Consider the following 11,322-nt stretch of genomic DNA (forward strand, 5'->3'; position numbering starts at 1 on the left):
GCATGACCGGCGACACCACCACCACCGAGCGAGCGGATGCCCCGCCGCGGCGTCGCGGCTACGGCGCCCTCTGGGCGAGCGTGCCACGCGAGTTCGGGTTCCTCATCCTCACGATGCCGATCGCGATCATCTCGCTGGCGGTGTTGTCGACCGTGTTCTTCACGGGCCTCGGCGGCATCTTCATCGTCTTCGGCGTCTTCTTCATCGTGGGGGCGCTCTTCGCGGCCCGCGGGTTCGGCACGCTCGAGCTCGTGCGGCTGCGGTGGGCCGGCCGGCCGGCGATCACCCCGCCGCGCTGGCAGCGAGCCGGCGGCGAGCAGGGCTTCTGGCGCACGGTGCTCGCGCCGTTCGTCGACGGCCACTACTGGCTGTACCTCCTGCACGGCATGGTCATCAATCCGATCGTGAGCATCGTCACGTGGGCCGTCACCGTCGCCTGGACGTCGGTCGCGCTCGGCGGCATGACCGGCTGGATCTGGCAGCGCTTCATCCCCGAGAACGACCGCGACTTCTGGCTTCACGAGGTCGTCCTCGACTGGGTATTCCCCGGCAACACGTTCGAGATCGACCCGATCGTCGGCGAGCGCGTGTTCGAGTTCGTCCTCGGCCTCCTCTTCCTCGTGCTGCTGCCGTTCGTGTTCCGCGGCCTCACGCTCCTGCACGACGTCATCGCCCGGGGCCTGCTCGGTTCGTGGCGATCGGAGGCCCTCGAGGTCGAGGTGGCCCAGCTCGCCGCCTCCCGAGGCGCCGCCGTGCAGGCCGAGGACGCTTCGCTGCGCCGACTCGAGCGCGACATCCACGACGGCCCGCAGCAGCGGCTCGTACGTCTGCAGATGGACCTCGCCGCCATCGAGCGCAAGCTCGAGCGCGACCCCGAGGCAGCGCGCGAACTCCTCGGCGAAGCCCGAGACCAGGCCCGCGAGACCCTCGACGAGCTGCGTGCACTGTCGCGCGGCTTCGCGCCACCGATCCTGCAGGATCGCGGCCTCGCCGTCGCGCTCGAGTCGCTCGCGCTGCGCAGCCCCGTCCCCGTGACGGTCGAGGTCGACCTCGACGACGTCACGCTGCCCGCGCCCATCGAGCGCAACGTGTACTTCATCGCCGCCGAGCTCCTCACCAACGCGACCAGGCACGCCGAGGCGAGCGCGATCCGGCTGCGGGTGGGCACGCGCGACGAGGGCGCCGCGGGTCACTGGATCGACGTGTGGGTCACCGACAACGGACGCGGCGGGGCATCCGCCGTGCCGGGTCACGGACTCGCCGGGCTCGACGAACGCGTCCGCGGCCTGCGCGGCATGCTCGTGATCGACAGCCCGGCCGGCGGGCCGACCTCCATCGGCGCGCACGTGCCGTTCGTGCCGCTCGCGACACCCGGCACCGCCTGACGTCCGTCGATAGTCTGGACGGCATGACGGATGCCGCGCGCCGCCCCTTGCGCATCGTGCTCGCCGAGGACTCGGTGCTGCTGCGCGAGGGGCTCGTGCGGCTGTTCGACGAGGCCGGGTTCGAGACGGTCGGCTCGTACGGCGACGCCGAGTCGCTGCTCGCCGGTATCGACGCGGGGAGGCCCGACGTCGCGGTGCTCGACGTGCGCATGTCGCCGACGTTCCGCGACGAGGGCGTGCGTGCGGCGATCGAACTGCGACGTCGGATGCCGCGGCTCGGCGTGCTCCTGCTCAGCCAGTACGTCGAGGGCACCTACGCGCAGGAGCTGCTCTCGTCGGGCGACGGCGGCATGGGCTACCTCCTGAAGGATCGCGTGGCCTCGCTCGACGAGCTCGAGGACGCCGTGGAGCGGGTGAGCCAGGGCGGCACGGTGCTCGACCCGCAGGTGGTCGCTGAGCTCCTGTCACGCCGCAGCGACCCGCTCGCGACCCTGACGCCGCGCGAGCGCGAGGTCATGGCGCTCATGGCCGAAGGGCGCACCAACGCGGGCATCGCGAAGCAGCTCTACATCGGCGTCGGCGCCGTGGAGAAGAACGTGACGTCGATCTTCCAGAAGCTCGGACTCGAGGACTCGGGCACCGACCACCGGCGCGTGCTGGCGGTGCTCACCTGGCTGCAGCGGTAGGCGCCGGCGGTGTCGGGCCTCGGCCTGACGGCGGCGCCGGTGGTCGTGCGGCGTCAGAGCTGCGCCGCGGACGCGATCGTGCCGACGCCGAGGGCCGCGAGGACGCCGCCCGACGTGCGTTCGAGGTTGCGGCTCACGCGCGGCCGGTTCAACCACGCGTTGGCCTTCGCGGCGACCAGGGCGAGCAGCACCAGGTACATTCCGCCGACCGCCGTCAGCGTCGCGCCAGGCAGCGTCGTCATGAGCGCCAATCCGCAGAAGGCGAGGAACGCGGCGGGGTCGTGCCGCGATTCTGGCATGACCCCCGTGCGGCGTCGAATCGCCGGTCTCGGCGACTACTTCACCGCGACGTGCGAGAAGAGGAACCACCGGTCCTTGTCGAGGCCGCGACGGATCTCGATCGCGACGTCCTGGCTGGCGGGGTCGAGCTCCTCGAGGCCCTCGATCGCGTCGTTGACCTTCTCGGTGGCGACGTCCATCTGCGCGATCACGTCGGCGATCGCCTCGTCGTACGGCTGGAAGCCGAGCTTCGGGTTCACGGCGCCGCTCCTGTCGGCAACCGACTTCAGTCGGCCGTCGACGGGCAGCCCGAGGGCGACGACCCGCTCGGCGGCTTCGTCGGCCCATCCCTGTGCGTGGGCCACGACCTCGTCGAGCAGCTCGTGCACGGCGATGAAGTTGACGCCCCGCACGTGCCAGTGCGCCTGCTTGCCGTTCACGGCGAGCGCGACGAGCTCCTGCACGACGGGCGTGAGGTACTGGGCGACGCCGGCCGCGACATCCGCGCTCGAGCCCTTGGTGGCCTTGGGCGCGTCGGCCGCCTTCGTGGTCTTCTTCGGTGCGGTCTTCGTGTCGGTCATCCTGTCCACCTTCCCCGGAGCGTCTGTCCTCTGGTAACGCTACGCGGGCGCCTGCATATTTCAAGGAAGGGAAGGGTCGACTGGGTCGGGGTTGACAGCGACGACGTACGGATGCCTCAGGCGTCGGGCTCGGGAATGCGGCGCCGGCCCTGCATCCGCTGTTCGACCCGCCAGTGCGAGACTCCATCGGTCGATGTTCGTCCCGTCCAGGTGAACGAGTCGGCAGTGACGTCGGTGAACGCCCACTCGAGGTGGCTGCCGTCCATGTCGAGCCCCGTGATCCGGATGTCGCCGACCGCGGATTCCGATTCCATGACGATGAAGTTGCCGGCCAGCGGCGCAGCCCACCCAGGTGCCCACGAACTGGCCGAACTGCATGACCGCCGCGTGGTGGTCGGGATGCGGGCCGGGAGCTCGGAGCTCGGTGAGCATGTTCGCGTGGCTGCTCACGGATGACGTCACACCTGCACCGTAGCGGGTCTCTCACCGGGAACGCATGCCTCGGCACTCGTTGGACACTCCCGATCGAGAACGGGGCGGGTTCACGTGGAGCGGATGACGGGAATCGAACCCGCGTAATCAGTTTGGAAGACTGAGGCTCTACCATTGAGCTACATCCGCGAGCGCCCGCGTTCGGGCACTGGATCATCGTAGTACACGGCAGGGGTCGGTCCCGTCACGGTACGTACGCGGCGTCCCTTCGAAGGACCAGCCACATGAACGGGGGGAGACGGTCGAGGCGCTGATCGCAACGCTGAACGCCGGAGACATCGACGGCATGGATGCCGTGTTCCACGAGGACGCCGTCATGGAATGGCCCCAGTCGGGCGAACGCATCGTCGGCGGCGACAACCGGCGAGGTGTCTGTCACGCCTTTCCGCGGCTGCCGAAGATCACGCCGCATCGTGTGATCGCAGAAGGCGACCTCTGGGTCGCGGAGGCGGACCTCGACTACGGTGACGGCGCGATCTACCAGACCGTGTTCATCTTCGAGATGCGCGACGGGGAGATCGCCAAGGAGACGGCGTACTGGTCGCAACCGTTCCCGGCGCCCGACTGGCGTGCCCAGTGGGTCGAGCGCACCTGACGGGTGCGGTGAGGCAACCGCGCTGATCGAGTCGCTACCGCAGCTCGGCGATCGAGCGCGCAACCCTGCGCGCCAGGCGCAGCTGTCGCTCGTAGGTCGCCGCGAGCGCCACGAGGATGACGCCCGCGATCCCGAGCCACAGCCACCACCACACCGCCTCGTAGAGCCCCGTGATCCACGGCCAGAGCTGGTCGACCGCGTGCACGAGCAGCACGACGCCGCCGAGGAGCAACGGGGCCTGCAGGCGGCGTACCGCACCCACCACCACGGCCGCCGCGGCGACGATCCCGAGCGCGATGAGCCGCCACAGCACGGGATCGGTGAAGTCCGCGATGAGGGCGGGCAGGAGGAGCACCGCGAGACCAGGTCCCAGCGCCGGCCAACTCGGCAGGGCGGGGGACCGCAGCATCCGGAACGCCCCAGCGCCGATGAGGGCGGCACCGACCGGCACGGTCACGACGTCGAACGGCTCGACGCTGCTCGCCACGAGCACGATGATGCCGCCGAGCACGAGCACGCCGAGGGTGCTCCATCCGAGGATCGGCCCGGCGATCGGCCGCACGCTGAGCGCCACCGCGGCCACGTGCAGGACCGCCAGCAACGGGAAGAGCACAGCGGCGCGCAGTGTCGGCTCGTCGCCGAGGACGATCGCGATGGTCGTGGGGATCGAGACCGAGACGACGGATGCCGCGAGCATCGTCTCCGCGACGACGGCGGGCCGCGACCCGGTCTGAGCCCATGCCACGGCGGTCACGACTCCGGCTCCCAGCGCGAGCACCGGCCAGAACTCGATGGGCAGCGCGCTGCGCTCGCCCGCCGCGACGGCCGACCCGCGCACCAGCGCGGCGCCGGTGAACGCGACCCAGCCGGTCGCCACGCCGAGGACGCGGATGGGCACACCGCGTGCCGCCTCGGGGAGGAAGACCGACGCGATCGCGATCACCGCGCCCGTCGCCACGAGCACGAGCGTGCGCAGCTCGGAGTCGGCGCTCGACCCGACGCTCGGCAGCACGGCGGCAGCCGCCGCGGACGCGACGAGCGCGGTGCGTCCGCCGGCCGCCGCTGCAGGTGCGGTGCGGCGCCAGGTGATGAGCGCGGCCGTGGCGGCGAGTCCCACCGCAAGGGGCAGCGTGTAGGCCTCGATGTCGTCCACGCCATCGCCCACGAGCCGGGTCCAGACGGTCGCGATCGCGAGCACCAGGCTCAGCCAGGACAGATGCCGGCCGGGCGACGAGCCGCCGATGGGGTCCCCGTCGAGTGCGGCGACGAGCAACGGCACCGGGGTGAGCATCAGGAGGAGCAGCCACACCTGGTCGCCGGCGGCGGGGGCGGCCATCAGGGTGATGAGACCGGCGATGCCGAGAGCGGCGCACCACGCGAGTCGCGCGGCGCGCTCACCGCGGCCGATCACGACCGGGGTGATGGCGGCGGCGACCAGCACGGCGGCCGCCGCACCGAGGATCGAGGGCGGCGCCTCGGGAATGTCGGCGACGATGCGTTCCAGCGCGATGACGAGCAGGATCGGACCGGCCGCGGCCGACAGCACGCGGACGAGCGTGGGGAGCGGCCGGCGCAGCGCGGGCAGGATGACCACGGTCGCGGCGGCGGCGGGCAGCCACCGCAGCGAATCGGACCCGACGAGCGCCACGGCGCCCGCACCGGTCATCGTCGCGGCAAGGGCCGGCAGGAACAGCCCGAGGCGATCCACGTCGGAGAGTCGGGGGGCGAACAGTGGAACCGCGAGCAGCGCCGCGCCGACCGTGCCGAGCCACATCCACGGGGAGTCCCACGGCGGCGCGACGGGCGTCCCCGACGCGACGAACCAGCTCGGAAGGCTGAGTGACGCCGCGGCCACCATGAGCACCGCCACGACGAGGTGAGCCACGCCCAAGCCCTGGGCCGCGCCGGCCGTCGGGAGGCGCGGCGCGAGCAGCCGGCCGGTGACGGTGACGGCGAGGACCGCAGCGAACGCCCACGGCCAGACCATCGCGTTCGAATACGCGGCCAGCACCGCCAGGGCGGCGCCGCCGACGCCGAGCACGGCGAGGGTCGGCGTCAGTCCCGGCAGGTGCGCGGGAAACCGCGTCGACGCCACCAGAAGGCCGCACAGCGTAATCGCGATGAAGATCGCTGCCGGCGCCGCCGCACCGGGAAGCGTCGCCCCGATCACGAGCATCCCGGCCATCACGGCGGCGATCTCGACGGCGGCGAACCGACGCACCCGACCCAGGATGAGGGACACCACGCACGTGCCCGCCGCGACGACGAACGGCACCAGCATCGTGCCGAGGTCGAGCTCCGCGGGCATCCGCGCCACGCGAGCATCCGGCTCCACGTGCCAGGCGGGGACGCTCGCCATCACCCGCCAGCCGATCGAGGCGACGCCGGCGAGCAGGCCCGGCACCGCCGCGACCGCGGCCACCGCCGCCGACGAGATGAACGCGGCGCGGGCTTCGGCGCGGAGCGGGGCGGGACGACGCACGACGCCCGCCGCAAGCGCCGCGATCACGCCGGATGCGGCGGGAGCGAGCCAGATCGCGAGCCCTCGGTCGAGCTCCGCGGCGATGCCTGCCGCCGGGACGAGGGTCGCGGCGATCCCGACGCCGATCGCCGCAGCGGCACCCCATTCGGGCGGGATCTCCTCCCGAGCGAGGCGCGTCGTGACGATCACGAGGATGCCCCCCGCGGCGACCGCGAGGAGGGTCCAGGATTCGCCCCATCGCAGATCGGGTAGGGCCCAGAAGGCGGCCCCGAGCGAGGCGACCCCGCCGGCGAACCCGGCCGATGCCATGATCGCGCGCTCGAGCGACCGCGGCGCCGTGGCGATCGCCGCCGCACCGACGACCAGCGCCGCCAACCCGCCGAGCCACACGCCCGTCGCGGTCTGGGGGTCGATCGCGTACCCCAGCAGGAACGCTGCGGTCGGCGCGAGCGCCGCTGCCGCGAGGCCCGGAACACGGATGTCGCTCGCCACGCGCGTCGCGGCCAGCACGGCGGCGACGATCGCGAACGACAAGCCGGTATACGCAGCTGGGTCGAGTGCCTCGGTGCCGAAGAGCCGGTTCGCGCGCACGATCCACACGTCGAGCAGGAGCAGCACGACGGCGACGGAGGCCACGCCCTCGGCGGTGCCCGGGAGACGGCGTGCGCGAAGGAGCCATGCGACGCCGAGCACCACCACGCTGGCGACCGCGATGATCGCCGACCGCACCTCGAGGGTGGCCACGAGGTATGCGACGAAGAGGAATACGATCGCCGCCACCGAGATGAGCACCACGCCGAGCGTGAGGAGGAAGACCTGCACGCCCGAGCGGCGTCGTGCCGGCGGTGTCATCGGCTGCGGCGTCTCCGGCGGCGTCTGTGGCGTGCCGACTTCGGCAGCCGGCGCCGGAGGCGGGGTGACGGCACCGGGGCGCGCTGGAGCGACGGCCGGATCGGCGCTCGAGGCCGGCGCGGCCGCTGCCACGGCCATGGCCATGGCAGCGATCGACTCGGATGTCGGCACCTGGCGCGACTCACGTTCCGCCTGCGCCTCGCGCATGCGCGTGATGAGCTGCTGCCTCGCCGCCTCCGCCTCGAAGACCCTCCTGGACGCCGCGAGCAGGTCCGCCGACTCGGGCACTCGGAGGTCGAGTCCGCACTCGATGCAGCGCGAGGAGTACAGGGTGGCGAAGCACGCGGGGCAGCGCGTGGTGTCTACGAACCACGCCGGATCGGACGGCCAGCGACGGAGGTCCCCGGCCCCGTCGCGAGGGAGACGGTTGGTCATGGGCACACTCTCCCACGTGCGGGTGTCGCCGTGACGCATCATCCACCGTGCCGATTCGGGGGCCATCGCTGTTGTCGGCGTCCTGCCGCATCGGCGGGGTCGGCCGTGCAGTAGACTTTCGGGGGTCCATCCGTGCTTCGGTCTGCTTCGGCGTGCCCGTGCGGGATGGTTCGACGAGTTGAGTCAGCGACTCGGGGCGTAGCTCAGCTTGGTAGAGCGCCCGCTTTGGGAGCGGGAGGCCGCAGGTTCGAATCCTGTCGCCCCGACCAGTTTCACCCGGAATATCAAGGGTTTCCATGACTCGAAAGGTCGTGGATCTTGATCCAGTCATCGAAAACCCATCTCAATGGCTGCTGCCGGACCGCGTTGGCAACCCGGCGCTCCGGCAGCGCCAGGTTGTTTCGGGATAGCTCTCGTTGCCCCGGCGGTGCCGTCGTACCTGTTCGGTAGGGAGCCGACACCGCATCGAACCCCTGGGGGCTGGAGCCGCTGCTCGACGTGGGCGAGCTGGCCGCGTACCGCGGCGTGCCGGTCTCGACCGTCTACGACTGGCGCACCCGCGGCCTCGGGCCGCGGGCGTACCGTTTCGGGAAGCACCTGAAGTTCGCGGTCTCGGATGTGCGCATCTGGATCGAGCAGCAGCGCGAATTCGACACGCCCGAGCAGGCGGGGAGGTGACCCGATGAGCCGCCCGCGCCTGGCTATCGGCACGTTCGGCGACATCGGCGTCGTGCGCACGCCCGGCGGGAGGCACACCGCCCGCGCTCGCTACCGTGACTGGGACGGCAAGACCCGGCTCGTCGAGGCGACCGCGGACGCGAGCAAGGCCGCGACTCAGGCGCTCAAGCAGAAGCTCACGAGCCGAGCCCTGTTCCAGCCTTCCTCGACCGCGCTGAGCCCCGACAGCCCGTTCGGTGAGCTGGTCGCGTACTGGCTGGAAGACCTCGACCTGGAAGACCGGCTCTCGCGGACGACGAGGCTGCTGTACGAGCGGAACATGCGCACGCTCGTGCTGCCCGCGTTCGAGAATCTCACGCTCCGCGAGATCGGCGTCGCGCGCTGCGACCACTTCCTGAAGCAGATGGCGAAGAAGAGCTACAGTCGGGCGCGGCAGGCGCGGCTCGTGCTGCGCCTGGCGCTGGCCCTCGCAGTGCGGCATGAGGTGCTGCCGCGTAACCCGGTCGATTCGGTGTCGCGCCTTCACCGTCCTCCGCACACGCCGGATGCGCTCACGCCCGTGGAGGTGAACGCGATCCGCCTTGCCATCGCCGCGTGGGAGGCGGGGCGTGCCGTCTCGGGGCCGAAGCCAGACGGGCAGCTCGGCGTGATCGTGGAGGTCATGCTCGGCACGTCCGCGCGCATCGGGGAGGTGCTGGCGATCCGCCGCCGCGACATCGATATCACCAGCGCCACCCCGTCGATCCGCATCGCGGGCACCATCGTCAGTCACAAGGGCGAGGCGACCTCGCGGCAGGATCACCCCAAGACCGCGAAGTCCCGGCGCACGGTGGCAATCCCGACCTTCACCGCAGAGGCTGTTCGCAAGCGCCTGGTGTGCGTGAATAACCCCTCCCTCGACGCGCTACTTTTCACCACGCGCGAGGGAAACCCGCTGACGACCAACAGCGTGCGCCGCCAGCTCCGACACGTCTTGAAGCTCGCGGGCATCACCGGGGTCACCCCGCACATGTTCCGCCGCACCGTCGCCACGGTCATCAATGAGCAGGCGGGCGTTGACCTCGCCGCGGAGCTGCTGGGGCACACCAACACGAAGATCACGATCCAGCACTACATCCGCCGCAACGAGATGGTGAATCCCGCCACGGCCGAGCTGCTCGACCGAGTGCTGGCCAAGGAAGGATCGTGATGCACAGATACGCTTGGATGACTGTGCAAGGGGAGGTAGAATGTGACCATGACACCGGCAACCCTGACCATCGACCCCGAGGACGTGCGCGCCAGCGCGCGCGACGCCTCGGCGCGCCCGGCCTGGCTGGAGAAGGTCGCGGAGTACGTCCAGCGCGCCGCCTCCGAGGGCGAGACGGTCACGCTTACCGCGAAGCAGCGGATGCTCACGCCCGAGCAGGTCGCCGCGCTCACCGGGGTGTCGCGCTCGACCATCTCCCGCAAGATCAAGGCGGGCGAGATCCACGCCGTCAAGGTCGGCAACCGCAACCGAATCCCGTTCGACGAGTACATGCGGTGGTGGGATCAGGCGATGGGCGACGTTGTGGAACTGGTGCGCGATGACCTCCGGGAAGACCTCTTCGGCACGCGCTGACGTGACCTTCGTCTTCCTCGACGCCAACGTTGTCGCCAAGCCCGTCACCCGCACCATCCTGATGGTCGGCGCGGCCCGCAGCGGGCTCTCCGTCGGATGGAGCGCGACAGCCGAGGCGGAAGCCGCACGCCACATGCGTCAGCGGGCGACCACGCCCGCGGACGTGCGCAGGCGCTACGGCGGTGAACTCACGCCGACCGGGGAAATGGCCGGACGGTTCGAGGCCACCGAGCCCAAGGACCGGCAGCTCCTCGCCGACGCCGAAGCCGCCGGTGCACGGTTCCTCATCACCGAGGACGTGGACGACTACGGACTGGCAGACCTTGCCAGCGGCGGCATCTCGGCGGTGAACCCTGATCTGTTCCTCGCCGAGCGGCTGACGCGCGAGGCATACGGCGTGGTCATCCTGCGGTTCGTGGAACTCCAGGTGAATCCACCGACGACGCCCGCGCAGTTCCATGCCGCCATCGCCAAGCAGCACCCGCGCCTGTTCGCCGCGCACGCCGACCTCTACGACATCGCGCCCGAGCGGGGCGTGCATTCGGAACCCGCTGTCATCTTCCGCGGCACGCGCTGCCTGCGCTGTGAGCGGATCGTCGCCGACCCGACTGCGATCATCGACGGGCTCGGCCCGGAGTGCCGCTGAGCTACAGCCTCGGGGCGTTGCTCGGCGACGTAGGCGCGGGCGTTGCGGGGATGAACGGCGCTGCGAGCTCTCGCCCCGCGGTCTCCCGCGATCCCAGGTTCGGCTCGTAGGCCCGCACGGCCTCGATGGTCAGCTCGACCCGCTCCGACTCCGGCGCCGCAGGCTCAGGGCCAGGTTCGTCCTGCATCGAGGCGAGCTGGGATTCGACGCGGGCGAGGTCTTCCTCCGCGTCGGAAAGGGCCTGGGCGTGGCGGAAGGGCTGGCCGAGGCGCTGCTGGGTGTCGGCGACGGTCTGCTCGGCTTCCTCCAGGTCGGTGCGGGCCTGGTCGAGGAGGGAGGGGATGCCGCTGACGCGGTTCTCGATGCGCTGGACGAGCCCGAGACCTGCTTCCAGGAACGACTCCTTCGGCATCGTGAAGCCCGAGCGGGGCACCTCGGGCAGAGAGACGGTCACATCGAGGGCGGCGAGCCCGGAGCGGGCCTCGACGTGGATGTCGAAGCCGGATGGCGCGTAGCGCTTCTCGGTACCGATAGTCCAGCGACCTGGTACCGAGGTTCTGGCTAGTTGGTACTCCCGCGCTTGTTCTGGTCTTCTGATCTCGGCGGCG

The 11,322-nt window shown here is 71.0% G+C and carries 12 protein-coding genes and 2 tRNA genes; 8 read left to right on the top strand and 6 right to left on the bottom strand.

Translation table 11 applies throughout. The annotated features are described in order from the left end of the window. The first annotated feature begins 2 nt into the window (after positions 1–2). Entirely contained in the window at positions 3–1,385 is a 1,383-nt protein-coding gene (locus IEX31_RS08985) for a sensor histidine kinase (protein ID WP_188743087.1), read from the top strand. A 23-nt stretch (positions 1,386–1,408) separates the two neighbouring features. Beyond that, positions 1,409–2,071, top strand: coding sequence for a response regulator transcription factor (locus IEX31_RS08990; protein ID WP_188743088.1), 663 nt, complete (start codon positions 1,409–1,411; stop codon positions 2,069–2,071). Positions 2,072–2,124: 53 nt separating this feature from the next. Here the strand turns inward: IEX31_RS08990 and IEX31_RS08995 are convergent, their stop codons facing one another. The 4 genes from IEX31_RS08995 to IEX31_RS09010 all read right to left on the bottom strand — a co-directional run bounded on the left by IEX31_RS08995 (position 2,125) and on the right by IEX31_RS09010 (position 3,552). Next, positions 2,125–2,370: a hypothetical protein gene (locus IEX31_RS08995; RefSeq protein ID WP_188743089.1), complete on the bottom strand. Its 246-nt coding sequence runs from the start codon at positions 2,368–2,370 to the stop codon at positions 2,125–2,127. A gap of 36 nt (positions 2,371–2,406) precedes the next feature. After that, positions 2,407–2,931: a Dps family protein gene (locus IEX31_RS09000; protein ID WP_188743090.1), complete on the bottom strand. Its 525-nt coding sequence runs from the start codon at positions 2,929–2,931 to the stop codon at positions 2,407–2,409. Between the two features lie 116 nt (positions 2,932–3,047). Then, positions 3,048–3,245 carry a hypothetical protein gene (locus IEX31_RS09005; RefSeq protein WP_188743091.1) on the bottom strand — a complete coding sequence of 66 codons (198 nt, stop codon included), beginning with the start codon at positions 3,243–3,245 and terminating at the stop codon, positions 3,048–3,050. A gap of 233 nt (positions 3,246–3,478) precedes the next feature. Then, positions 3,479–3,552 (bottom strand) — tRNA-Gly (locus IEX31_RS09010). Between the two features lie 124 nt (positions 3,553–3,676). Between IEX31_RS09010 and IEX31_RS09015 the strand changes: the two genes are divergently transcribed. Beyond that, positions 3,677–4,018: a nuclear transport factor 2 family protein gene (locus tag IEX31_RS09015; RefSeq protein ID WP_268236973.1), complete on the top strand. Its 342-nt coding sequence runs from the start codon at positions 3,677–3,679 to the stop codon at positions 4,016–4,018. A 34-nt stretch (positions 4,019–4,052) separates the two neighbouring features. On the opposite strand, the gene IEX31_RS09020 is transcribed toward IEX31_RS09015, so the two are convergent. Next, a complete protein-coding gene (locus IEX31_RS09020; protein ID WP_188743093.1) occupies positions 4,053–7,787 on the bottom strand; it encodes an SCO7613 C-terminal domain-containing membrane protein in 3,735 nt (1,244 codons plus the stop codon). Between the two features lie 192 nt (positions 7,788–7,979). On the opposite strand from IEX31_RS09020, the gene IEX31_RS09025 reads away from it, so the two are divergent. The 5 genes from IEX31_RS09025 (at position 7,980) to IEX31_RS09045 (ending at position 10,714) form a co-directional block, all read left to right on the top strand. Beyond that, a tRNA-Pro gene (locus tag IEX31_RS09025) sits at positions 7,980–8,056 on the top strand. A 229-nt stretch (positions 8,057–8,285) separates the two neighbouring features. Next, the gene (locus tag IEX31_RS09030) at positions 8,286–8,465 is read left to right on the top strand and encodes a helix-turn-helix transcriptional regulator (protein ID WP_229662216.1); all 180 of its coding nucleotides are present in this window, start codon (positions 8,286–8,288) and stop codon (positions 8,463–8,465) included. Between the two features lie 4 nt (positions 8,466–8,469). Then, positions 8,470–9,654 (top strand): tyrosine-type recombinase/integrase, encoded by a 1,185-nt coding sequence (locus tag IEX31_RS09035; protein WP_188743094.1) that lies wholly within the window; start codon positions 8,470–8,472, stop codon positions 9,652–9,654. A 48-nt stretch (positions 9,655–9,702) separates the two neighbouring features. Then, positions 9,703–10,068 (top strand): helix-turn-helix domain-containing protein, encoded by a 366-nt coding sequence (locus IEX31_RS09040; protein ID WP_188743095.1) that lies wholly within the window; start codon positions 9,703–9,705, stop codon positions 10,066–10,068. A 1-nt stretch (position 10,069) separates the two neighbouring features. Further along, positions 10,070–10,714, top strand: coding sequence for a hypothetical protein (locus IEX31_RS09045; RefSeq protein ID WP_188743096.1), 645 nt, complete (start codon positions 10,070–10,072; stop codon positions 10,712–10,714). A gap of 1 nt (position 10,715) precedes the next feature. On the opposite strand, the gene IEX31_RS09050 is transcribed toward IEX31_RS09045, so the two are convergent. Then, positions 10,716–11,322, bottom strand: a 607-nt coding sequence (locus IEX31_RS09050) for a hypothetical protein (RefSeq protein ID WP_229662217.1), incomplete at its 5' end; no start/stop codon positions are given.

It is taken from the genome of Agromyces bauzanensis (genome assembly GCF_014645655.1).
Lineage (GTDB): Bacteria > Actinomycetota > Actinomycetes > Actinomycetales > Microbacteriaceae > Agromyces > Agromyces bauzanensis.

Excerpts from the sequence above, each read along its gene's own strand:
- IEX31_RS09000 (WP_188743090.1), bottom strand. The coding sequence starts at position 2,931 with ATGACCGACACGAAGACCGCACCGAAGAAGACCACGAAGGCGGCCGAC.
- IEX31_RS08985 (WP_188743087.1), top strand. The coding sequence starts at position 3 with ATGACCGGCGACACCACCACCACCGAGCGAGCGGATGCCCCGCCGCGG.
- IEX31_RS09020 (WP_188743093.1), bottom strand. The coding sequence starts at position 7,787 with ATGACCAACCGTCTCCCTCGCGACGGGGCCGGGGACCTCCGTCGCTGG.
- IEX31_RS09005 (WP_188743091.1), bottom strand. The coding sequence starts at position 3,245 with ATGGAATCGGAATCCGCGGTCGGCGACATCCGGATCACGGGGCTCGAC.
- IEX31_RS08995 (WP_188743089.1), bottom strand. The coding sequence starts at position 2,370 with ATGCCAGAATCGCGGCACGACCCCGCCGCGTTCCTCGCCTTCTGCGGA.
- IEX31_RS09035 (WP_188743094.1), top strand. The coding sequence starts at position 8,470 with ATGAGCCGCCCGCGCCTGGCTATCGGCACGTTCGGCGACATCGGCGTC.
- IEX31_RS08990 (WP_188743088.1), top strand. The coding sequence starts at position 1,409 with ATGACGGATGCCGCGCGCCGCCCCTTGCGCATCGTGCTCGCCGAGGAC.
- IEX31_RS09040 (WP_188743095.1), top strand. The coding sequence starts at position 9,703 with ATGACACCGGCAACCCTGACCATCGACCCCGAGGACGTGCGCGCCAGC.